A 25189-nucleotide genomic window follows, 5' to 3' on the forward strand; every position below is an offset into this window, starting at 1 on the left:
ATGAAGATCAACCTGCAATAATTGGTTTTTCTAAAACATACGATAATCCTTTTAATCCTCAGAATGGGTTTGGTGCAATCATGACATGTAATCATGCAGATGCTAATTGCCCAATAATTTTTGGTGCAGAACGCATTTCGTTACCATTTGAAGATCCTAAAGCATTTGATGGTACTCCAGAGCAAGAAGCAAAATACGATGAAAGGTGTCGTCAAGTTGCTAGAGAATTACTTTATGCCTTTTCAAAAATATAATTATTAAACCGAATCATGAATAAATCTATTGAAGCGGATCCATTATGTCCGCAAAAGCAACCTAAAAAATTATCCTTTTTAGATAGTTATTTAACACTATGGATATTTCTTGCAATGGCAATTGGTGTAGGTATCGGATATTTCTTTCCTGCTGGAGCTGACGCCATAAATAATATGTCTGTTGGAACTACAAATATTCCTTTAGCTATTGGGTTAATATTAATGATGTACCCACCATTGGCAAAAGTGAAATATGAAGAAATGGGTAAAGTATTTAAAAATGTAAAAGTACTTTCGGTTTCTTTGGTTTTAAACTGGATAGTTGGACCAATTTTAATGTTTGCTCTGGCTTTAATCTTTCTACATGATTATCCTGAGTATATGACTGGCTTAATCTTAATTGGTTTAGCACGTTGTATTGCAATGGTAGTTGTTTGGAATGACCTTGCTGAAGGAAGCTCAGAATATGCGGCAGGTTTAATTGCTTTAAATAGTATTTTCCAAGTGTTATTTTACAGTGTATATGCTTATGTATTTATTACTGTTTTACCTCCACTTTTTGGTTACGACGGTTTAGAAGTAAACATTACAATGCCTCAAATTGCCGAAAGTGTATTTATCTATTTGGGTATTCCTTTTATTGCAGGTTTTTTGAGTCGTAAGATCTTAGTAAAAGCAAAAGGTAAAGAGTGGTACGATACTAAATTTGTTCCTACTATCTCTCCTATTACATTAATTGCACTATTATCTACAATTGTATTAATGTTCTCTTTAAAAGGGCAAATGATTGTTGAGATACCAATGGATGTTGTGCGTATTGCCATTCCATTAGTAATTTATTTTGTAATTATGTTTGTGTTTAGCTTCTTATTAGCAAGATACTTTGGTGCTGATTATGAAAAAGATGTAGCAATAGCTTTTACGGCAACAGGTAACAATTTTGAATTGGCTATTGCAGTTGCTATTGGTGTATTTGGTATTAATTCTGGCCAAGCATTTACAGGAGTTATAGGACCTTTGGTTGAGGTTCCTGCATTGATTGCTCTTGTAAATTTAGCCTTCTGGTTTAGAAAAAAATATTATACAAAATAAATCAAAGGTTAGGCAGCTGCTCTAATGTTGCCTAACTTTTTAATATAACTTTGTGAGATAACTATCAATTGATTTGATATAACAGAATTTCTTATTCGTATCATCAATATAAAAAGATACTTCCAAATTTTTCTTCAAGCCTTTAATTCCTTTTTTAGAGACTTTTTTAAAAGTGCGGTTCTTAAAAGTTATCTCTCCAGACTGAGTAACAGAATTTCTTATTAGTTCTTCTGTAAGTGTTGGAGACTCACCTATTTTATGTTGAACTATTATAAATTTAGTATTGTAGACATAGGTATCTTCTTCCTCAAATGACATTCCTTCGTATTTTAGCTGAATAAAATAGAAGGTGTATTTAGGATAATGTAGAACAGCAATATTGCGAGATTCATCAAAATCAATATCGATATTTCCTGGTTCTCGACCAGACCAATAACCCCAGTCTCCAATTGCACTTCCTTTCCACTCTGCTACTTTCATCCTATCAAATGTTACAGTAGATTGTGCAAACATAGGAGCTGAAAATAGAAGTGGTAAAAAAAGGAGTATTGTATATTTCGCTAAGCGAAGCATCTCTTTTTATTGTTTAGTTTAAAATTAAGTTCTTCGAGTAAATTATTTGATTTATTCGATGGAATATATATAAAGATAAATCATGAAATTTAACGATACAAAATTCTTGTTCTTTACTGGTAAAGGTGGTGTAGGTAAAACATCTTTATCTAGTGCAGTTGCCGTACAATTGGCAGATGCTGGAAAACAAGTTTTATTAATTAGTACAGATCCTGCCTCTAACCTATCTGATGTTTTGGCTACAGATGTAAGTGATGTTATAAAGAAACACACTGTTTTACCTCAATTATCAACAATAAATATTGATCCTGAACATGCTGGTGAGGCATACAAAGATAGAGCGATATCTTCTTTAGGAATGTTAGCTACACCTGCATATAAAAATAAAGTAAGAGAGCAATTGTCTGGAGCGTGTACTGTAGAGATTGCTTCTTTTGATGAATTTACGCGTTTTATATCAGGTGAGGCAAGTTATGAAGCATATGATTATGTTGTGTTTGATACTGCTCCTACAGGCCATACATTACGCTTGTTAGAATTACCAGAAGCTTGGAGTTCTTTCTTAGATCATAATGAAGGTGCATCTTGTATAGGTCCATCAACAGCTTTAAAAAGTAATCATTTACGTTACAAAAATGTTGTTGATACGCTAAGAGATCCCAAACAAACAACGTTCTTTCTTGTAGCTAGACCAGATGCTGCATCTTTAAAAGAAGCTGACAGAACAAGTGAAGAATTATTTGAGCTGGGAATGGATAATCAGAAATTATTGATCAATGGTATATTTTCTCCAGTTGATAATACTGATGAAATTGCGGTTAAAATTGCTGATAAATCAAAGGCTGCGATTGAAACATTACCTAAGCATTTAGCAAAACTTGAAAAAGAGGATTTTCCTTTATTACCTTATAATATTTTAGGATTAGAAAAACTTCGTTCTGTCTTTTCAAAAACAAAACAAACGGATATTTTATCCGAGGAAAGAGTTGAAGAAAGCCAAGGACATCAATTAAATAATCTAACTTCTTTAGTAGATGAATTTTCTAAAGATGGAAAAGGTTTAATTATGACAATGGGAAAAGGTGGTGTTGGTAAAACAACAACTGCTTCTGCTATTGCTGTAATGTTGGCACAAAGAGGACATAAGGTTACGCTAACAACTACAGACCCTGCAGCTCATTTATCTGACTTTATGGAACAATTAGATGAAGTTCCAGAGAGTTTGACTGTTGAACGTATTGACCCTAGGGTTGAAAAACAACGTTATATTGATAAAGTGATGGTGCACAGAGGTGCTGGAAAAACTGATGAACAGAAGAAATTAATCTTAGAAGATTTAAACTCTCCATGTACAGAAGAAGTAGCGGTTTTTCATGCTTTCTCGAAAGTCACAAGAGCTGCAAAAAGACAGTTTGTAGTAATTGATACTGCGCCTACTGGACATACTTTATTACTTTTAGATACCACAGGAAGCTACCATAAAGAAGTAATGAAACATGATAAAGGAGATTCTGGTAAATTAACCACTCCATTTATGATGATTCAAGACCCTAAAGTAACTAAAGTTGTGATTGTAACGCTTGCAGAAACTACACCTATTCGTGAAGCCATGAGCTTACAAGGTGATTTAAAACGAGCCGGAATTACTCCTTATGCTTGGGTTGTAAATCAAGATTTATCTTTAACAGGTGCAATAAAAGACCCTATTTTAAAACAAAGAGCAACGCATCAAAATACCTTAATAAGTAGTTTAAATAACGAAGTAAGCGATAAGATTGTAACGCTTCCTTATTTAGTTGAAGATAAAATTTTACCATCAATCATTCAATCAACTCAAGAAGTATAATATATATGCACAAGTAGTTTATGCTGCTTGTGCTTTTTAATTTCCAATTATGAAAATTGCTATTTTTTCTGATATACACGCTAATTTACCTGCATTCGAAGCTTTCCAAGAACATATTGCTACTCAAAATGTAGATAAAATGTATTGTTTAGGTGATCTAGTAGGGTACAATATTTGGCCTAAAGAGATTATTGATTTTTTTATTCAAAATGATATTCCTTGTGTATTAGGCAACCATGATGAAGCACAGCGTTTTCCGGATATAGAAGGAGAACATTCTAATAGAAGTATAACCAAAAGTTACCTTAAAAAAGAACATCTTGATTACTTATTAAAGCTTCCACGAGAAATTAAATTAGAAGAAAAAAAGGCAGCTCTTCTATTAGTACACGGAAGTACAAAAGCTATTAATGATTATCTTGTTGAAGATTACCCTGAAAAAGAAGTCATTCAAATGATGCATGATAACACAGCAGATGTTTTATTCTGCGGACATACACATAAACCTTATCATCGCATTATTTCTTCAGAAGGAAAATTTTTACATGTTATTAATGTAGGTTCTATAGGTAAACCAAAGGATGGAAACCCACAAGGTTGTTACGCAATATTGACTATAAATGATACTTACAAATCAGATAAATCAGATAGTTTACAAATTGATTTTAAACGTTTTGATTATGACGTTCAGAAAGCTGCTGATGCCGTTTTAGAAAGTGAATTTGAAGATCGATTTGCCGATTTATTATTTAAAGCAAAATAATAATTAGTTCACTATTTTCATTATAAAAACAGACAATATTGATTAAGTAGATATTGTCTGTTTCTTCTATTAAAACCCCTATATTCTAAAAAGTTATTTGTCAAAAAAATACAATATTTAAAACGTTAACTTAAGGTTCTATAAAAGTATTGGATAAGGCGTGTAGAACAGTGAAATTGTATGTACTAAATAAAGCAAACAATTTACTAACATGTTATCCCTAATAAATAACTTCACCAAATTCTGTATTGTATTTTTTATATGCATTCCGCACATAATTAATGCCCAACAGCAACACTCAAGAAAAAATATTTATGCTTGGCCTTCTGCCGATGCTCCTAAAATTGACGGCATATTAGATGATCAGGTTTGGAGCGACCCTTACAATTTAAATGACTTAACAGCAGGTAATACAACCATGCTATTTGATAAAAAAGAGGACAACAAATATATTTCTGAAGGCTATTTTATACAAAACTCTCCTAATAATAATACCCTATCTTCTCAAAAAAGTAAGATTCAGATAGCGTATGATAACTACGCAATTTACATAAGTGCTCAATTATACGACACTGCTCCAGATTCTATTAGAACAAATATGGGCGAAAGAGATTCAGGTGGGAATGGCGGCGATTTCTTTATTGCTTCATTTGATACCTATAACACACAACAAGATGCTTATGAATTTGTAGTAAGTGCATCTGGAGTGCAAAGTGATAGAATACAGGGTACTTCTGGCTGGGATGGCAATTGGAATGAAATATGGAGCAGTGCAGTAAAAGTTAATGAAGATGGTTGGGCGGTAGAAATGGCAATTCCCTACAGAGCATTAAGAATGCCAAATGGAAATGAACAAATATGGGGGGTAAATTTTGGAAGAGTGATTGCTCGTACCGGAGAAGTAACCTATTGGAACCCGATTGATGCCAATAAATCAGGCTATGTAAATCAATTTGGTACTTTAAGAGGATTATATGATCTAACTCCCCCACTCCGTTTATCCTTGTCGCCTTACATTAGTAATGTAGCAATGAGCAAACAAGGAGCTGAGCAAGTTGCAAATACATTTTCTGGAGGAGCCGATATTAAAGTCGGTTTAGGGCAAAGCTTTACTTTAGATGTCAGTTTAGTACCTGATTTCTCTCAAGTACAAGCCGATAATGAAGTGCTTAATTTATCTGCTTATGAAGTCCAGTATGGAGAATTTCGTGAATTCTTTACACAAGGAACTACCATTTTCAATAAACATAATCAATTTTATTCTAGGCGAATTGGGCAAAATCATTTTACATCTTCCGATAATTTATTACTTGAAAATGAAAGCTATAAATACAAACCTACAGATGCTCCAATTGTCAACAATACCAAGCTAACTGGAATAACAGAAAAGGGTTTAGGTATTGGTATTTTAAATTCTATCACAAACGAAACGTATGCAATTATTGAAGATAGTGTAACGGGTGAAAGACGTGAAGTTATGGCTGACCCACTCACTAATTTTAATATGATTTCAATAGAGCAAAGTTTACCCAATAATTCTAAGGTTGGTGTAATGAACAATAACGTTTACAGAGGAGACGACTACAAATCATCAAACGTATCGTCTTTAGACATGCAACTTTTTGATAGAACAAATACCTACAAACTAAATGCTTTTGGATCTTTAAGTCAGGAATTTTTTCCTTCTGAATATACAGAAACAGAAGAAATATCATCATATACCTTATTAGGGCACAAAATCTCAACTAGCGGTGGTAAAGTAAGTGGTAACTGGCGGTATTGGGGTTCTTTAAATATTGAATCCGATACTTACAACCCAAATGATATGGGGTACAATAGTTCTAATAATGAGATCTATGCTAGTACAGATGTATCCTACCATGAATTTATTGCTACAAATTTTTATCAAAAATACTGGTTGAGACTCGGTTATAACCAAAATTGGTTATACAGTACAAAAGACAATATAACAAAAAGAATTTGGGGTGATGGCTACCTACTTTTTAATAACTTTTGGAGTTTTAATTTTGATATGGCTTATCATCCAGGTTTATCTTATGATTACTTTGGACCTAGAGAAGAGGGATATTATTTTAAAGAATATGCTTCTAATAATGGTGGAATAACTATAACTTCTGATGACAGACAAAAATATTATGGTAGTTTACGTTTGAGTTATTGGAACCGACCAGAATACCAACAACTTGATAATTATATCAGTTACTCTCAAACTTATAGAGCTACTGATAGGTTTGATCTTACCCATTCTGTATCATGGAATAATCAAAGAGATGAAAAAGGCTACACTACAACATTATATACCTCTAATGGTAGTGTAGACCAAGTAATTTATGGAAATCGAGATGTAAAAACCTTTGAAAATAACATTACTTCAAAATATTATTTCACTCCAAAAATGTCGTTAAAACTACGTTTAAGACATTATTGGAGAAGGGTAAATTATGATGAATTCTACCAATTATCTAAAGAAGGTGATTTATTCCCTACAGACTATACTGATATAGATGAGAATGGTAACCCAATTCAAAATACCAATTATAATACTTTCGATCTTGAGATGTCTTATAGCTGGGAATTCTTACCCGGAAGTTTTCTTACTGCAATGTGGCGAAATGAATTAGGTTCTTCTAGCTATAATGCTGATTATAATTTCTCTCAGAATATGCAAGAAATGTGGACTGAACCCCAACTAAATACCGTTTCCATACGGTTAACCTATTTCTTAGACTATCAGCAATTAAAAAAACAATTAAGTAGAATCTAATCAATTACCCCATTAAATAATTGCGATAAAGTATGGATTTCGTTTTCATTTTGAACGCTTTCTTCTGCTGAATCTAAAAAATGAGAAATGGTACTTTCAGAAACTGCACTTTCTAATTCATTGTATCCTTGATATACAATTGCAGCCGTTCTACCACCATTATAACTATAAGATAAGGTATACAATCCATTATTTAGTGCTTCGATTGTATGTATTGTAACGGAACGGTTTTCAAGTTTTGCAACGATAGGTTCATTTGCAAATAAATATTGCCCACAAGCAAATAGAATTACTGATAAAAATAAATTTTTCATGTATAGTAGATAAAATGTAGTTAAGTACGACTGTCACTTTATAATAACATGCATGAAAAAATATCACTATTTCTAAAAGAAGATTATCACGAAATGGAGCATAGTCTGGAAGTTCTTTTCGTGATAATCTTTACCATGAGCAATTAGACATTATGCTCTACTTAGTACATTAAGATTATTAATGTCACTTTCTTTGTGTCCGGAAGTTCTTAAAACACTTTTTGCTTTGTTAATGATGACCTGATTTGAATCAGTTGATTTACAGATTACTGAAATTGTTCCAGAATACTTTCGTTCCACCGTGTACTTTACTTTAGCTATCATTTTAATTAAATTTTAGTTATAAATGCAATACAATAAAAAATTATTGTACTGAAAGATTCTTCTGAAAAAGCGAAACTAATTTTTATATTAAAATTGGATACTTTTAAGAGAATAGTAAACAAGAGAAATGACAATTTTACTCCTGTATTTTAAGTTAAAAAAAAGTTATCCAATAGGCGTAGTTTTCGATTATGATACAAAACTATGGGAATAGTTTTATTTTTTTGATGAGTAGAATACTCGTTTAACAGTTACTTTTATTATTGGTTTTAAGCAAAAAAACTATATATTATAATTGATAATCAGAACATTATGATTTGTAAATTGTACTACCATTAATAATTTTTGCTTCAAACTCTACTCATCAGTCTAAACATAATTTATTACATAGTATAAATTACTTCTACTAGCTTAAAATGTGATTTAATAAGGTTAAAAAACTTATTATTCACTTTGTTAATCAATAAAAAAGTTAAGAAATCATTTAAAAGTCAACCTTTTAGGTCTTTAATGCGACTATATAAGTAGTAGTCAAATTAATTAATGGCATTAGCGAAATTATATGAAGAAAATTATACAGTTTATTATACTTATTTGTACGCTTTGGAGTGTTACCTCTTGTAGCCAACACGATGTAAATAATGCCTCTTTTACAGAAATAAAAGACATGTATGCTAATGTTACTAACTCAAATCAACAGTCTCATTTACTAGAAGTTATTGCTGATATTCAATACTTAGAGATGGGATATATAAAAGTAGATATTCATCCGTTAGAACTTTCTGCTATGGAAAGTAAACAATGGAGAGCTTCATTTATTTATGATCAATTTGATGAAGGAACGTTCCATGCACAGTATAGCATTCCTGAATATGCAAAAGGAGAATATCAGATCGTTTTAAATGTAGTTGAAAAAAATAATAGTAAAGCGATTAAGAAAATCGACACTTACATTGATTAGCTTTTTGTGATTTTTATTTAAGTAGAATCATAAAAAACAACGTTACATATAACTTGTTAATTAACATACTTTGATTAAATAATTCATCTTTTCGATAATTTTGAACGTATTAGTTACAACAGCTATAGTATTTATAGGGCCTTGCTAGGTTATTCATCTAAATGAACTAATATGAAGAAAATCGTTAATTTTATCGACGAGATTATTAATCCGATTACAATAGTGGCATTTATGGCAATACTTGTTATAATAGAAAGATCACTTTAAAATATAGTTTTCACAAACAGGAGGTAGATTAATTTCTATCTCCTTTTTTATTAAAAAGACTTTACTAAAGAGCTTATTATTAGGAGATAAAAAATTCTTTCTGTATATTTCGTAATACTTAAATAAGTAAAACTAATTATAAAACTAAATAACTCACACCAATGAGACAAGTTAAAAATTACGGAAGAGCTAAAGCAGCACCATCTACTTTACAACAAGTTGAAGAAACAAAAGTAGAAGCTACAAACGAAGCTACTGAAACTAAAACAGAGAAAAAGAAAAAATCTGAAAAGGCTTAACAAAAGGTCATTTTATTATAATAATAAAATGACCTCTTTATTTTTTTATCATGTTTTAAGCTTCTTTCAACACTTTAATTAAGGACTCTGGATCCTCTTCTTGTGGAAAATGACCAACTCTTTCTAACTTAATAACCTCTGGATTCTTCCAGTTATCGATCCAATAATTTAACTCAACTTCTCTAAATGCTGTATCTTTCATGCCCCATAAAATTACCATCGGAATATCCATAATTTTGTCTCTTTGCTCCCAAAGGCTATTAAACCAATCACTAGCTTCAATTATTTGTTTAGGAAAAACATAACATCCTTTCCTATCTTCTTTTGTTTCTAAATGGGCATAAAAGTGTTTGTGGATATGTTTTGAAAGCTTTATTTTATCACCTAAAACCGTTTTTAAAGCAATCTTACCAAAGAAATTAAAATTCTTGGTCAAAAATTTTCCTATCGGTCCCCCCATAAACTGACTAAACTTCTGGAAATGGTCTTCATTTTCAACAGACCACATCCATGAATTCATCACTACAATTTTTTTAATTTTTTCAGGATGTTTAATAGCATAAGATAAACCAATAGGTCCTCCCCAATCATTTACAACTAAAGTTATATTTTTGAGGTCTAAGCTATCCAATAACATTTCTAAATTTTCTGCATGTTTACTAGGTAAGTAATCCCAGTCGTATGGTTTATCAGATAAACCAAAACCTATATGATCAACGGCAATACATCTATTGGTTTTAGACATCTCTTTAATGATCTTTCTAAATTCGAATGACCATCCTGGGTTACCATGTACCATAACAATTGGATCTCCTTCACCAACGTCTAAATAATGCATATTACCTACAGGTAATTTTATATAGTTACTTTCAAAAGGGTATTCCTTTCTATCTAGCCACTTTTTTTCTGTAATTTTTTGAGTTGATAAATTCATAACAAATTGAGATTTAAATTGATGGGTAATTAAATGTGTATTTTTAGATTCTTCGAGATAATTTTAAACCTAACCTGGCATTCAATCCAATTAAGGTAAGGTTGCTAAGGCCAAATATAAACTCTGTTATTTGTGCAATCATGAAAGTAGAATCAATTGCTATATAATGAGAACGATAATAAAGGAATATAGCTAATGAGACTAAAATAATACCGTTGAACATCACTAATTTCATTCTTTTCAACTTCTTTAAAACAATTACATTTTTTGATTTCCCTGCTAACGTATTCCCTGTAATCGAGAGTGTTGGCATTGCCATTAAAAGTATTGGTAAACAGTATAACACAATTGATTTAACTGTTTTAATAAATTCTTGATCACCTTTTATTTCAGCATATAAAGAAATAATAAAAAATGAACTGATTGTAAATAATGCAACTGCTGTAGCAATGATATGTAATTTGAGAGTGCTCTTTCTTTTCATAGATTTATAATTATTTGATTGATAATCACAAACTTCCGAAAATAATTAAGTTTAAAATTGTAGAAATCGGAAATCAGTAATCTTTTTCTGAATTTCCTTTGGAGAATATCCTGTAATTGTCTTCACTGAATTTGTAAAATGAGCCTGGTCTGAATAATTCTGTGCATAAGTAATTGTAGTTAAGGACTCATCTTCATTTTTCATTTGATTCACTGACTGTTTTAATTTTAATAAATTAATGTATTCTTTTGGTGAGCATCCTACATGTTTATAAAAATGATTTCTTAATGTTCTATCAGATACTCCAATTGTATTGGCAACCTTTGTTATTTCAATGTTACCTCTGTTATTTTCAATAAGCTCAACAGCATTAATAATAGTACTCAAATCTTTATCAGGCAATTGAGTTTCAAAAAAGATATTATCCACTTCAACAAACATCTCTTCTGGGTTCTTACAATTATTAATTTTTTCTCTAAACCCTTTTGCTTTGTCTTTAAATAAAGAGATTGTATCAATCAACCATGGAAGAGTTGAAATATTTGTTTCTGTAAGTGCCGCTAAGGCATAAGGCCTAACATGTGCTCCAATTACTCTAACTCTATCCGAAATGGGTTTAACAGTTATCTTATTCGTCGAAATCTTAGATATTATCATATCTATTTCTTGCGACTCATTTATATTATTATTGGTTACGAGAAATGGATGGTCGAAAAAATAACCAAATGTAATCCTTGGAAAAGGTAAAATATATTCATCCTTTAAAGCCAACTCTTTAACAGAAATATCTACATAAAAATAATAATCAACAAAACTCTCCAAAAGCGGATTTGTAGGTTTATGGATAATAAATGATTTTTTCAAAAGGTTAATTTTAAATGGGTTATTCAGGTTACTTATCAAATATAAAACATTCCAATAAGCTTAACAAGCTGTAGAATAGTAGTATTTATGTTTGAAATAATCGTTTAGATGACTTAAAAAGCTTCTCCAAAACCGATATAAACGCCTGTTTCTCCTCGGTTATTCATTCCCAAGTCTAAGCGTATATTTGATTTATCTTTCTTATTAATATTAAAACGTAGTCCTGCTCCACCTGCTACAAGTACCTTAGAATAAGTAGATAGATCGTTCACATCATTAGCTATAACAGAACCTGAGGCAAAAATTACAGCACCTAATCGCCAAAATAAGTCGGTTCTATACTCTGTTTGTGCTTGTAATGCATGGTTATCTCTATAGTGTCCAGAAATATATCCTCTACCTATTTGTTTACCACCTACCATAGCAAGTTTTTGTATTGGTGCATCTCCTATTGTAAAATCAGTCTTTACCTGGATTGCTAGAATATTATAATCAGTATTTAAAGGGATATAACGTCTATAATCTACTACTACAGACATGAAATTATAATCACTACCGTATTTTGTTGAATACGACATTATAGAGGATTCAAAGTAATGCTTTTCTGTAGGGGTAACTCTACTGTTACGCTCATCATTAACGTATAAACCACCCATACCCACTAATTGATAAGGAGTAAAACCATTAAGAAGAGGTCCTTCAATAGGGTTTCCTGTAACATTAAATTCATCATTTTTTTCGTATGTACCTTGTAAACCCAAATAGTTGTTGTTACCAACATTGTACAATACTTTCTGAAAAAGATACGTAGACTTAAAGTTTATATTGTTCTGTAACGTGTTATTTGCATTATAACCAATTCCATAGAAGTAATCATAAATATAATCATGTGATACAGCTCCTTCTAAGTAAAACTTATTGTTACGTGTATAAATATTGTACCTCATATCTCCATAAAATTTACCTTCTAAATTGAAGGCTAACCATAAATGTGCATAAGATGCCCGTAGTATTTCATCAGCTTTATCTACTTTAAACTGATATAGTCCAGCAACTCCAAGAATACTTCCATTCTCTGGAGTATGTGTAAATGTTGGTGTAGGAATAAAGTTATTACGGTAACAATATGTAGAATCGCTCTGCCCTATTGCATGCTCAGAAAAAAACATAGCAATAAAAAGCAGTAATAAATAATATTTTATCAATGAATCTTAGGTCTATTTAAATAATGATAGTGGATAGAAATTTAGTCGTTTTCTTCAATCCATTTTTTTAAAGTATGTTTATTTGGAAAAGGTTGACCATCTCTAACGGCCATTTTAAGATTATTCATCTCTATCCAAATCTTTAATTTAGGATTCAGTTTATACTTTTTTACAGCAAGCTGAATCGTATTCTTGGGTAAACCAAGTTCAGAAAGGCGTAATTCTATTTTTTTAACTTTAGAATCAAAATCATTTGCTGTAGTTTCTGTAGTAGGTGTAGCTTTTTGACTAAATAAATCTTGTTGTCCAATTGTAGAAGTCACTACCTCAGCATCCTCGATATCCTCTAAGACACTTTCTTTTTGTTGATTTAATAACTCTTTAATCGTTGCTTGAATAATCACATCTGATAAATTCATCGCTCGCATAGAATCAACTTTTGCTGCATTTTCTGGCGTTAAACCATCAGCATTAGTTACTTCTAAATCATTGAGTTTAGGAAGGACTTTCTTTTTATGAAAATAAAAAATGATATGAGTGTATTTACGTCCTCTTTCACGAATAGGCTCATAAGATAAATGGATATCAGTTGTTTTATCTATCCCTTTTACGGCTGGTTCTAGTACAGAATTTTTAAATGTGTTAAACACATTGTAAGATTTCTTTGTACTAACCCCTAAAACGCTCTTCAGTTCGTTCAATTCAACTTTGCGTCTATCATACTTACCAACACCTCCAGTAATGAAATCATACAAGCGTACAGCATGTGGTGATCTCATGTCTTTAAGGTTACTGTATAAATATTGAGTGTAGTTAGACGATGGACCTAAATATTGTTTAAATGTTCTATTAAATTTAAACGAAACCCTAGTTTTATTAATTTCAATGGTATCGAATAAAGTAATGTATTTTCTATTAAAGTCTTTAGAGTCATAGTCATTGTCCGTAATACCACTTCCATCTTTAATTTTAGAAGAAGATAATTCGTCACAAGCTTGATCTATATTCTTAATATCTTTTCCCCCAGGATTTCTACCTAAAAAATCAGCAACACGAAACTCCAAAACTTTATCTACTTCTTGCTCTTTATGTGTAAAGGCAAAAAGTAAAAGCTTCTGAGCTGTTAAACTTAATGTTGTCTTTTGGTGAGCACGTACTAAGTTATTATGACGTTTCACCCATACTTTAGTTAAAATATTGTCCATAAGGCTAATATCAAGATCAACTACTAGTAGAAATGTTTACTTACTAGTACTTAGACCATACTTTTTTTATTTAATGATATGTTTCTACTGTAATCGGTACTTTAAGTCTTAATTACAAGTATAAGTCCACACATATATACGGACTTGCTTTAGTATTTACAAGAAAATTAATATAAAATATTGGACTTATACTTGTATTTACGATTTATTATGGTCTATCCACTAGGATTAAGAAAGTAAACTACTTGTATTTATAACTCTTAGACATGAAATGGATTAAATTAGAAGAAGAATTTAACTCGAAAATCTAAAGACAAGTAGTTTACACATTAAAATAGCTTCAGATGCTATAATTTTCTTTAATTATATGGTCTACTCACTAGTATTAATAAAAAGTATATCCAAATTACTATTATTAATATCAAATTTTATGGTGAAACTACTAGTATTAAGAAAAGGTACTTGTATTTAAATCTATAATTTTGATTGAAAGAATAAGAATTAGTTGTCAAAGTATTCCAGCTTAGTCTATTTATAAACCTTTTCTAGCATTTTAAAGTACTGAATTTATTCAAAGACTATAAATATGGTCTATTCACTATGTTTTTGAGTAAACTACTATAGTTTAATGCAATCTACTCGTATTAAAAGGTCTAAGTACTAGTAGTGTTGAAGTAGAGTACTTGTATTAATATGGTCTTACTACTATAGTTTACGCCTGTAAAATACAGTATTCCAGTTAGTTACAGTCACTATAAATAATAAGTATATATAAATACTATATAACAAGAGTATATATTTTATGATTAATTCTCTACTGATATTTATATCTATTGTACTATAAATATGGTCTAAGTACTCGTATTAAGAGTAAACTACTATAGTTTTTCAATAAAAATCCTTTTAAAAATTAGAATAAGCTTCTCTAGAATGTAAACTACTTGTATCAGTATGGTCTAAGTACTCGTATTAAATTAGTATAGTACTGATTATCATTGATTAAGGCTATTATTAGACCTATTTTGTTTTGAAGTATATTGTTCACTAAATATTTAGTATCATCAAATTTATGGTCTATCAACTATGCTTTTAAGTAAACTACTATAGTTTAATGCAATCTACTCGTATTAAAAGGTCTAAGTACTAGTAGTATTGGAGTAGAATACTTGTATTAATATGGTCTTACTACTATAGTTTATGTCTGTAAAATACAGTATTCCAGTTAGTTACAGTCACTATAAATAATAAGTATATATAAATACTATATAAGCAAAATATATATTTTTAGTTAAGATTTACTTTTTTCTTCAGGAATTTTAAATACATCTATGGTCTAAGAACTAGTATTAAGAGAAAACTACTCGTATTTAACTTAATTAAAACTTATAGTTAGAATTATTAATGCAAACTCCTTGTATTATATGGTCTACTCACTATGATTATTCTAAATATGATATTTTGTAACATTATTTATAAAACAGATTATCAAAATAGAACTGAAGTTATGGTCTATTTACTATACCTTGAGTAAAGGTACTTGTATTAAAGAATTTATATTGATATTCTGTCAACCTACTGGTATTCTTAAATATTTACGGTCTAATTACTAGGAGTTGATGAAGTTGAAAGTTTTATGAAAATTATATTTTAGTACATTTTTTGTATGATACAGATCATTAAAAGGTAAAATATTATCTATGTAGTTGTATTTTATGTATAAATAGTGAAAATAATAACTTTATTCTTTTGTGTTTATAAAATTTTATCTTTCCTTTGTTATAAGATAAATACATAGAATAGTAAGCATGACACAAAAAGACATACTCGATTTTTTAAGAGAAAATGAAATGTTGAAAGTTTCTGTTGTTGAAAAAAAAGCAGGAATACCGACAAGATCTCTATATAAAGCCCTAAATGGTGAGCAAAATTTAAAACCAGAGTACATTGAAAAGTTAATACAAGTACTAACCCCACTAGGTTTAAAACTTAAAGATAAGTTTAAAGTAATTTCAATTATTAATAATAAAGGTGGAGTTGCTAAAACTACAACTGCTTGTAATCTTGGAGCAGGGTTATCTAGATTAGGAAAAAAAGTACTTTTGATTGATGCTGATCCTCAAGGAAACTTAACACAACATCTAGGTTATAAAGATGCTCAGTTTTTTGAAGGCAAGGAGTTGTCCGATATCATTGAAGGAAAGTGTGATGTAAATGATTCAATTTTACAATATCAGGAAAACTTACACATTATTCCTTCTACTACTAATCTTGATTTTACTAATAAAACATTAAATAGAAATTCAGGACCTTCGTCTTATAAATTAGTAAGAAGAAATGTAATTGATAAATTGGAGAATGAGTACGATTATATCTTTTTCGATTTATCTCCTTCTTTTGCCTTAATTTCTAATGATGCCTGTCTAATTGCTTCGAATAGAGCTTTAATTCCTGTAGATGCTTCTGAATTTGCTTTTAGAGGGATTAATAATGTTTTGAGTCATATTAATGATTATAAAGAAGAAAACCCTAATTTAGAAGTATTGGGTTTCTTGTTTACTAAAACAGGTAGAACTAAGGATATGAATAAGTATAAAGAAGCTTTACGTTCTACTAATTATAGAGTTTTTGATACAGAAATAGCTGTACGTGATATGGCTTACAATAAAGGTCCATTATTTGGAAAAGACATTTTTACTCTTTTTGAAGACGAATCTTTAAAGAAACAAGAGAAAGATGGTATTAAAAAAGCAATGGATGAGCATGTTAGTTTGGCAAAAGAAATTATAGAGTATGTCTAATGGAATAAACATTGGAGATTTTTTACCGGATAACAATAAATCTTCAAAATTAATCGGTTCAAAAAAAGAAGAAATGTCTTCTGATAAAATTCATGTATTAGAAGAATTAAAACGGTGGATCCGACCTTTAACAGAGTCTGAAAGATCAAATCTAAAAACAAGTATTGAGAGTGAAGGTGTACGTGACCCTTTAACTTTTTTCTTTATGGATAATGGTCAGAAAGTCTTATTAGACGGACATAACCGTTATGAAATTTGTGAAGAATTAGGAGGAGCTGATTATGGTTATGAGTTTGAAGAAGTAATTGTTGATATTGATAATATTGATGATGCTAAACTTTGGATGATTAAAAATCAGGTTGGAAAACGTAATCTTTCTAAAAGAGAGATGTCTTTTTATAGAGGACATCATTACTTAACCAACAAAGGAAAGCAAGGTAATAAAACTGGAGATGGTAAACTTTATGATCAGTTAGCGAAAGATTATGGAGTAGGAAAAAGTACTATTATTCGGGATGCTAGAATTGCAGAAATTTTAGATCAAGTGAGCGATGCATTTAAGCATTCTTATTTTGATGGTGAAATAGCGGTTACTCAATCAAAATTTGAAGACGCATTAAAAGCTTTAGCATCTGAAGTATTGAATGTATCTGACTTAGAAGATTACCTAAGAGGCATCGAACCTTTACAACCTTCTACATCTAAAAGTACTACAAGAGCAATTAATAATACTCCAAAACCATTTACTTTTAATAAAGTCAATAAAACAATTAGAACATTAATTGATACTCCTTTAGAAAAAGAATTGGGTAAGGTAGAAAAATTATCGATGGAAGAGTCGGTAAAAGAACTAATAGAAAAGTATAAATTAGATATCCAATAAAACTCACAAGAGTATTGGTATTTAGTATGTATAGATTGTTGCAGAACTATTACTTCAACATTTATAAAAAAATGGGTAGTCATCTCTGGCTACCCAATAACAAATCTCATTTAGTAATTACTGCTAATTATTGTAGATAGGCGCATCTCACCTCAACTATCTACATTTGTTTCAATCCAAATATAATTAAAATAATGAAACCCGTAAAAATTATCGATTACTCGCTTATAGTAGTATCGATGCTTTATAGTACGTATGTAACTTTTTTATTTTTCAGTGTACATACATCACTTATTTTAGCAAGCTTTATCTCTGTTTTTATTGTCTTTTTAGCACATCATTATACGTATCAATTAATAGAATATTTTAAAAAAACAGGCCGTATTAATCAATATATTATCCTAGCTGTAACTTTAATTAGTATTGTTTTTTATGCTGAATGGAATGGACAATTAGTTCATGCTAAGAATATATCAGGTATACCTACTACAGAAATATTAGATAAGCAAATAAATACTGTCCAAGAAACGATCAACCTATCTGCAAAGCATACTATCAACGGGAAAACAAATTGGGCAAAATATCAAACATTTTTAGATTCTCAAAAACAATTAAAACGTTTAGAAGGAAAAAGAAGTGACTTATTATTGGTTATCAATACAAAGACAAGAGAAGCTGAAATAACAGCAAATAGTTTTAGGTTATTTTCTCTTATTTTATTTTTACTTGCATTTGTTGCTACCTCTATAAACCATTCTTACACATCAACTCCAGATAATTTTTTAGATAAAGTTGATGAAAAAAGAAATAAAATTATTTCTTTAATCAGAGATGGAGAAGTAAATAATGTAAAAATGTTGGTTGACTATTTTAATATTCCTCCAGATGAGGCATACGTTTTATTTCAAAAATTTAATCCAGATAAGAGTATTGGATTTTAATACTTTCAATAATTTTCATAAGGTACCAATTTGGTACCTTTCTTTTTCTCTAATTAAATTACTGATTTTATATAAAGTTTTTAATTACGTATAACTAATTAAATAAACTAAAAAAAACATAGGGTTTTTATAAGGTACCAAATTGGTACCTTTTCTTTTTCACGAAGAAAAAATGTAAGTGGACAAATAGATTGAAATAACTTTATTGGTAAAAATAATAGAAAAACAACCTACTTAATATAGGTTAATATGTAAATGATAGAATGATTATACTATGCCTATACCCTTTCAATTCTTTATTTTTACATAAGATATACCACGATTTAATTCTCGACTTAAGTTGAATTTTTAAGATGATTGAAGATAAAACAGAACCCATAAAATATAGTAAAGCCTTAGTTAAAACCTTAGAACAAAAATTAAAAGTTGGAAATTTAAGAGCCATACATTTAAATGCAGTTCCTGGAAATTCTAGAAGTAGATTAGACATTACTGATTTGAATTCTTTACAGAATAATTTATCGAGTGATTTTATAGCAACATTAACTTCAAAACAACAATTTAATTTTACTATTGGGGCTACTTATCAACAATTAGAAAATGATGATAAAGTAGAAAGAGAATTATTGAATGAAAAAGTATTTAGAAAGCTTAAAAATATACACATTGATTATAAAACAGACTATCAGGATCATGGAGTAAATAGTTTAGGGTTTGGGTATCCTATGTTGGTATTCAGAAATCCAAAAGTAAATAAACAGGTGGTTTGTGCACCTCTTTTTATTTGGAGAGTAGACTTAAATAAAGATCCTCAGAGTATATCTAATTGGACAATTACTAGAAATGAAGAACATTCTGTATTAATAAATGCACAACTAAGATCGTTTATAGAATCTGAATTTGATGGATTAAAACTACCTCCTATTTCAGAAGAAATGCTTGCTGATGGTATAATTGATAGAGATGAAATTCTAGAGGTAGTTAATGCCACTTTATCTATTTTAGGTGTAGAGCAACAAGAAACGAACGGTGAATTAAAAGCACTATCTGATAAAAAAAGTTTAGATAAAATTACCCAGAAAGATAAACCTTGGATTTCATGGAGCGGTGTTTTAGGAATATATAAAGCACAAAGGGAAAGTATTATATCTGATTTAAAAGAAATCCAAGATAACTACGAAGAATTTGAAATGGACTACAGAGGTAAGACATATCAAAAATTTTCTACTACCTCAATAACTGTTGATCCTAGTCAAGAACGTTTAATTCATCTTTTATCAACTGAAAAGAAACTAATAATACAAGGACCTCCAGGTACAGGTAAAAGTCAGTCGTTAACAGCTATACTTACTAATGCTTTAGAGAATAAAGCAAAATGTTTAGTTGTATGTGAAAAGAAAACGGCACTTGAAGTCCTTAAATCAAATTTATCTGAATTAGGTTTAGGACACTTATGTGCTGTGATTGATGATGTAAATAAAGATCGGAAATATATAGTAGATGCAATTAGAGAAATTGTTGATGGAAAAACAGATGTAGCTTCTGTTACAATAAACACTTCTAATTATAAATCGATTCGAAATAAGTACGAAAAAGTAAAAGATAACCTACGTACAAAATATACAAATGCTACAATTAATGTTTTAGGCGATTATACGTGGAAAGATGCTATTGCAGAAACACTAGTAAATTATTCAATTGCAGACCGTTCAATAGTCCAACAAATGGGCTTTAAAAATGAACTGTATTTTACCTTACAAGAATTTGATACTTTAACTTCCTTTATAGAAGATGCAGATTATTTATATAAAAGTATAGCAGGTTTAGAAGGCACAATAACTCAACTTGACGATAGCCTGTTTAAACAAAAATATAATCAAGCTGCTCGTTTAAAAATAATTTCTTTTATAGAAGAAATGAATACTACAATTAGTACTATAGGAAATAGTTTTGATAGCGCTGAACAAAAATATGGTATAGACTTTTATGAAAAAGGAGTAGCTAATAATTGGCTAGTTTATTTAAAATCTATTTTTAGCAGTAGGTTAAAATTAATGAGAAGTACTACAAAAGAATTGCAGTTAAAAATGTTTTCTTTTGCTAAGGAATTTGATCAGATTATAGGTGGTAAGCAGAAAGAATATCTATTTGTACATTACGATTTGATAAAAGACTATTTAAATGAGTGCATAGAAATTTTAAATTGTTTAAATTCAAACATTTTAAATTATAAAGAATACCACAATTGGAGACATTTCAAATTCTCAATAGAGAAAGAAAATGCAAATAAGTTATTAGATCTATTTATTAATACTGAAGTCCAAGATTGGAATGCAACTTTTAAATATTGGTATTTTAATGCGTTATTAATGCATGTAGAAGAACAAATTGATGCAGAACAAAACCAAGACAATCAATTACTTCATCAAGTACAAGCTCTAACAGAGGAAATTAAAAGAGAGCAAGCTAAATTTATCGTACAACAACATGGAGAGTACATTAAGAAAACTCTTTTAGGGAAAACTAAACAAGAATTAAAACTCTTATTTAATTATAGGAAGAACAAGGTTCATGGTGCAAAAACATCCTTAAGAAAGATATTGGATAAGGAGTTTGAATTATTCACTGCATTTTTCCCTATTACAATGGTAAACCCTGTAGTATGTAGTTCTATACTTCCAATGCAAGCAGAATTATATGATGTGGTCATCTTTGATGAAGCTTCTCAGATGCGCTTAGAGGATGCTTTTGCAGCGATGTTAAGAGGTAAGCACAAGATAATATCAGGAGACGTACATCAGATGCCTCCTTCTAGTTATTTTTCTAAAGGAGGAGATGTATTGTTAGGTGAAGAGGAAGAAGAGAGCGATGTTGTTTTAGCAGAAAGTGATTCTCTACTTACATTTGCTCAAAATTCGGCTTTTAAGTTTTCTTATTTAGATTTTCACTATAGATCTCAGCACCCACATTTGATTGATTTTTCTAATGCTGCATTTTATGGCACTCGATTAATTCCAATGCCAAATGTAGATGAGTATTCTCCAATCACACTACATCAAGTAGATGGTAGTTATAAGGATAGATCAAATGGTGACGAAGCACAATGTATTCTAGAATATTTAAAGGCATTAGAAGAAGATTTTAGAGAGAATTATCTTTCTGTAGGCATAGCGACCTTTAATATGGAGCAGAGAAATGTTATTTGGGACCATATATATAAAGAGTGCGAATACTCTGCACAATTTAATAATAAAATGCAACGTTTAATTGCGGATGGTTTCTTTATTAAAAATTTAGAGAATATTCAAGGTGATGAAAGAGACATTATTTTATTATCAACAACTTTTGGTAAGAACAAAGAGGGAGTATTTAGACAGTTATTTGGGCAGCTAAATAATATAGAAAAAGGTTACAAATTACTTAATGTAATTGTTACCAGAGCAAAAAAAGAAATGCATGTATTTACATCTTTTCCTACAGAAGTATATAGCAGCTATGCACAAGAGATTGCGATAGCAGGTAATAATGGTAAAGCAATTTTGTACGCTTATATTGCTTATGCTAAAGCTTGTTCTGAAAGGAATGATGAAGAAAGGGAGCAAATTTTAAACACGCTTAGAAATCATGTGCCAGAAGCTAAAAACTTAGTGGTTAAACATCAAAGTAAACACCTATTTGAGAGGGAGTTATCTACTTTTATAACATCAATTTATCCAAAAGATCAAATTGAAATAAATTATAAATTAGGAGGTTTATACATAGATTTCATGTTAAAAGACACGGATGGAAGCCCTATAATAGCTTTAGAATGTGATGGAAAGGAGTATCATGCTAGTAATGAGTCGTATAGATATGATTTACACCGAGAAGAAATTTTAGCTCGACATGGAATTGTCACTTACAGAATTTGGTCTACAAATTGGTGGCAAGATGTGGAAGGAGAGGTAAAAAAACTGACTCACTTTATCGCTTCTAAGCAAGAAGAACTAATCACTATTTTACCTTAGTAAGAATACCACACTTCTAATTAATCATCAATTTTTAAAGTCAATGAGGATATTTTTGAGCTGTATTGTACATAATAACGTACAGTTTAAAGTTACTTTTTAATTTATAGTTCTGAATTCATTAAATATCTTTAAATTGGGTCTTCAAGTATTTATCTTTTACTATAACTACCTATGACTTTCAACTTTTTAAAAGGAAAGCTGACTTTACTTATTTGCTTACTACATCTTTGCGTCTTTGCCAATTCTACTATTACAATTAATACAGAAGACGAAAGAGTACCTGATATTTCTTCAAGTATTAGTGTTTTTCTAGATTCTACAAAGAATTTAGATTTTGAGCAAGTACTACAGAATGCAAATTTTAAAGTAAATCAGCAAGAGATTATTAACCAAGGTTTTAATGAAGCCCCATTATGGTTACACTTTTCATTGCATAATGAGAGTAACTCGTTAAGAAGCTTTATACTAGAAATTGGCAACAGTAGTTTAGATGTTGTGGAGGTTTTTGAAATGAAGAATGATGAACTTCTAAATTATCAATTGATAGGAGATAAGATTCCATTTTTTGAACGTAAAATACCTTTTAGAACACATTTGTATCCTTTATCATTAGATGAGAGTGAAACAAAAGAATTTTATTTAAAGATACAAACAGATGGAGCATTACAGGTGCCTTTAACAATATCTACACCAACTAGTTTTTTTATTCAACATCTAAAAACAGAAACGGCATATGGTATTTATATTGGTATTATGTTGGTAATGATTATATATAACATACTGATTTTTATCTCTTTAAGAGATTTAAATTATTTGTATTATGCTTTTCCAATTATCTCAAATACAACGTTTTATTTATCGTTAAGTGGGCATCATTTCCAATATTTATTTCCAAATTACCCTAGCATAGCAAACAACATTACGGTAATTTCTATTGGGGCATGGATCCTGACATCGTCTTTTTATGCAAAGTCTTCATTACAATCAGAAAAGTATTCTAAGTCGGCTAATTATGCCCTTATTGGTACTATGGTTTTAGGAGGTATAGGAATCATTTTACCATTTTTATCTTCCTACGGATTTGCGGTAAGGGTTAACAGCAAAATGACTTTAGTAAACTCTTTAGTGATGTTTGTTGCAGGCCTAATGATATGGAGAAATGGTAATAAATCTGCCCGTTTTTTCATTCTTGCATGGACTGCTTATTTGGTGGGAACATTCATCTTTGCACTCATGAAATTCAATTTTATAGAGAAAAATGCTTTTACAACCAATGTATTGGCGTATGGTGGAATAATAGAAGTAATTTTCTTATCCTTAGCACTAAGTGACAAATACAAGATCTATAAAAAAGACAAAGAAAAGGCACAGAAAGCACTTTTAGAACAACAACTAAAAGAGAACATAGTACTGGAGGAAAAGGTAAAAGAACGTACCATAGAGCTCGAAGAGAAAAGAGCAGAAATTGCTAATGCATTCGATGAGATTAATTCTAAGAATATAGAGTTAGAAATGCAAAACGAAGAGATTGCAGCTCAAAGAGATATGGTAGAATCTCAGAAAGTAAAGTTAGAAGATAATAACCTAAAGATAACTTCAAGTATTAATTATGCTGAACGTATTCAGATGGCCATGTTACCTACTTTAGAGAAGGTACGTGATTTATTTGCTGATTCTTTTATCATTTTTAAACCTAAGGATATTGTATCAGGTGATTTCTTTTGGTGTGCTGAAGTTGAGGGTAAGAAAATTGTAGCTGCAGTAGATTGTACAGGACATGGTGTTCCTGGTGCATTAATGTCTTTAGTAGGTAATAATTTATTAAATGATATAGTTAAGAAAACAAGAATTACATCTCCAGAAATTATTTTACAAGCACTACATATTCAAATAAATAATAGTCTTTATAATTCTGATAAGCAATTAAGAGACGGTATGGATATGAGTATTTTGGTATATGATACAAAAGCCAACACTGTAGAATATTCAGGAGCAAGAAACCCATTGGTTTATTGTATAGATGGGCAAATTCACTTAATTAAAGGGAATAGAAACTCAATAGGATCAATTAAGCCGCAAGTATCTTTTGATAAACACACAATCAAAGTAGATAAGCCAACCTCATTTTATATCTATTCAGATGGTTTCCAAGATCAATTTGGAGGTACTAGAGATAGAAAATATGGCTCTAAACAGTTTAGAGAGAAGTTGGTAGATAATGCAGAGATGACCATGCCACTTCAGGAGCAAATACTTACAAAAAGCCTACAAGATTGGCTTACAAAAGAAGATGGTACTAATTACAGTCAGACGGATGATATTTTAGTGATCGGATTACGTTTATCTCCTCAGAATATATACTAATATTCTTATTGAATACATTGGTA

20 protein-coding genes (1 of these 20 only partly in view) are annotated in these 25189 nt (G+C 30.2%); 12 read left to right on the top strand and 8 right to left on the bottom strand.

Going from position 1 to position 25189, the window contains the following annotated elements:
• On the top strand, positions 1-254 hold the 3' portion of the coding sequence (locus tag KM029_RS24535) for a low molecular weight phosphatase family protein (RefSeq protein ID WP_144077051.1). The gene continues 355 nt to the left of window position 1, outside the view; only the last 254 of its 609 coding nucleotides appear in the window; its start codon lies off the left edge, out of view; it ends in the stop codon at positions 252-254.
• A gap of 15 nt (positions 255-269) precedes the next feature.
• Positions 270-1346, top strand: a complete 1077-nt coding sequence (gene arsB, locus KM029_RS24540; protein ID WP_144077052.1) for an ACR3 family arsenite efflux transporter — start codon at positions 270-272, stop codon at positions 1344-1346.
• A 39-nt stretch (positions 1347-1385) separates the two neighbouring features.
• Here the strand turns inward: arsB and KM029_RS24545 are convergent, their stop codons facing one another.
• The gene (locus tag KM029_RS24545) at positions 1386-1919 is read right to left on the bottom strand and encodes a hypothetical protein (protein WP_144077053.1); all 534 of its coding nucleotides are present in this window, start codon (positions 1917-1919) and stop codon (positions 1386-1388) included.
• 82 nt (positions 1920-2001) lie between these two features.
• Between KM029_RS24545 and arsA the strand changes: the two genes are divergently transcribed.
• From arsA to KM029_RS24560, 3 genes are all read left to right on the top strand, one after another.
• A complete protein-coding gene (gene arsA, locus KM029_RS24550) occupies positions 2002-3765 on the top strand; it encodes an arsenical pump-driving ATPase (RefSeq protein ID WP_144077054.1) in 1764 nt (587 codons plus the stop codon).
• Positions 3766-3814: 49 nt separating this feature from the next.
• Positions 3815-4528, top strand: a complete 714-nt coding sequence (locus KM029_RS24555) for a metallophosphoesterase family protein (protein WP_144077055.1) — start codon at positions 3815-3817, stop codon at positions 4526-4528.
• Positions 4529-4739: 211 nt separating this feature from the next.
• Complete coding sequence (locus KM029_RS24560; RefSeq protein WP_144077056.1) at positions 4740-7313, top strand: DUF5916 domain-containing protein; 2574 nt, start codon at positions 4740-4742, stop codon at positions 7311-7313.
• On the opposite strand, the gene KM029_RS24565 is transcribed toward KM029_RS24560, so the two are convergent.
• Complete coding sequence (locus KM029_RS24565; protein WP_144077057.1) at positions 7310-7627, bottom strand: hypothetical protein; 318 nt, start codon at positions 7625-7627, stop codon at positions 7310-7312. The two genes, KM029_RS24560 and KM029_RS24565, sit on opposite strands and share 4 nt — an antisense overlap.
• A gap of 150 nt (positions 7628-7777) precedes the next feature.
• Complete coding sequence (locus KM029_RS24570) at positions 7778-7951, bottom strand: hypothetical protein (RefSeq protein ID WP_158631250.1); 174 nt, start codon at positions 7949-7951, stop codon at positions 7778-7780.
• 562 nt (positions 7952-8513) lie between these two features.
• Between KM029_RS24570 and KM029_RS24575 the strand changes: the two genes are divergently transcribed.
• Entirely contained in the window at positions 8514-8912 is a 399-nt protein-coding gene (locus KM029_RS24575; RefSeq protein ID WP_144077058.1) for a hypothetical protein, read from the top strand.
• A gap of 428 nt (positions 8913-9340) precedes the next feature.
• Entirely contained in the window at positions 9341-9478 is a 138-nt protein-coding gene (locus KM029_RS24580; protein WP_158631251.1) for a hypothetical protein, read from the top strand.
• A 55-nt stretch (positions 9479-9533) separates the two neighbouring features.
• On the opposite strand, the gene KM029_RS24585 is transcribed toward KM029_RS24580, so the two are convergent.
• From KM029_RS24585 to KM029_RS24605, 5 genes are all read right to left on the bottom strand, one after another.
• Positions 9534-10412 (bottom strand): alpha/beta fold hydrolase, encoded by an 879-nt coding sequence (locus tag KM029_RS24585; RefSeq protein ID WP_144077059.1) that lies wholly within the window; start codon positions 10410-10412, stop codon positions 9534-9536.
• A gap of 43 nt (positions 10413-10455) precedes the next feature.
• Entirely contained in the window at positions 10456-10896 is a 441-nt protein-coding gene (locus tag KM029_RS24590; protein WP_144077060.1) for a hypothetical protein, read from the bottom strand.
• Between the two features lie 51 nt (positions 10897-10947).
• Positions 10948-11760, bottom strand: coding sequence for a helix-turn-helix domain-containing protein (locus tag KM029_RS24595; protein WP_144077061.1), 813 nt, complete (start codon positions 11758-11760; stop codon positions 10948-10950).
• Positions 11761-11873: 113 nt separating this feature from the next.
• Positions 11874-12929 (bottom strand): BamA/TamA family outer membrane protein, encoded by a 1056-nt coding sequence (locus KM029_RS24600; RefSeq protein ID WP_158631252.1) that lies wholly within the window; start codon positions 12927-12929, stop codon positions 11874-11876.
• A gap of 77 nt (positions 12930-13006) precedes the next feature.
• Entirely contained in the window at positions 13007-14170 is a 1164-nt protein-coding gene (locus KM029_RS24605) for a replication initiation protein (protein ID WP_144077063.1), read from the bottom strand.
• 1805 nt (positions 14171-15975) lie between these two features.
• Between KM029_RS24605 and KM029_RS24610 the strand changes: the two genes are divergently transcribed.
• From KM029_RS24610 to KM029_RS24630, 5 genes are all read left to right on the top strand, one after another.
• Positions 15976-16968, top strand: coding sequence for a ParA family protein (locus KM029_RS24610; RefSeq protein ID WP_126617067.1), 993 nt, complete (start codon positions 15976-15978; stop codon positions 16966-16968).
• Positions 16961-17851: a ParB N-terminal domain-containing protein gene (locus tag KM029_RS24615; RefSeq protein ID WP_144077064.1), complete on the top strand. Its 891-nt coding sequence runs from the start codon at positions 16961-16963 to the stop codon at positions 17849-17851. The genes KM029_RS24610 and KM029_RS24615 overlap by 8 nt, the downstream gene beginning before the upstream one ends.
• A 194-nt stretch (positions 17852-18045) precedes the next feature.
• Positions 18046-18792, top strand: a complete 747-nt coding sequence (locus KM029_RS24620; RefSeq protein WP_144077065.1) for a hypothetical protein — start codon at positions 18046-18048, stop codon at positions 18790-18792.
• Between the two features lie 353 nt (positions 18793-19145).
• Entirely contained in the window at positions 19146-22799 is a 3654-nt protein-coding gene (locus KM029_RS24625; protein ID WP_144077066.1) for an AAA domain-containing protein, read from the top strand.
• 174 nt (positions 22800-22973) lie between these two features.
• Positions 22974-25166, top strand: a complete 2193-nt coding sequence (locus tag KM029_RS24630) for a 7TM diverse intracellular signaling domain-containing protein (RefSeq protein ID WP_144077067.1) — start codon at positions 22974-22976, stop codon at positions 25164-25166.
• Positions 25167-25189: the final 23 nt, after the last annotated feature.

The organism is Flammeovirga kamogawensis, assembly GCF_018736065.1.
In the GTDB taxonomy this organism is placed as follows: Bacteria; Bacteroidota; Bacteroidia; order Cytophagales; family Flammeovirgaceae; genus Flammeovirga; species Flammeovirga kamogawensis.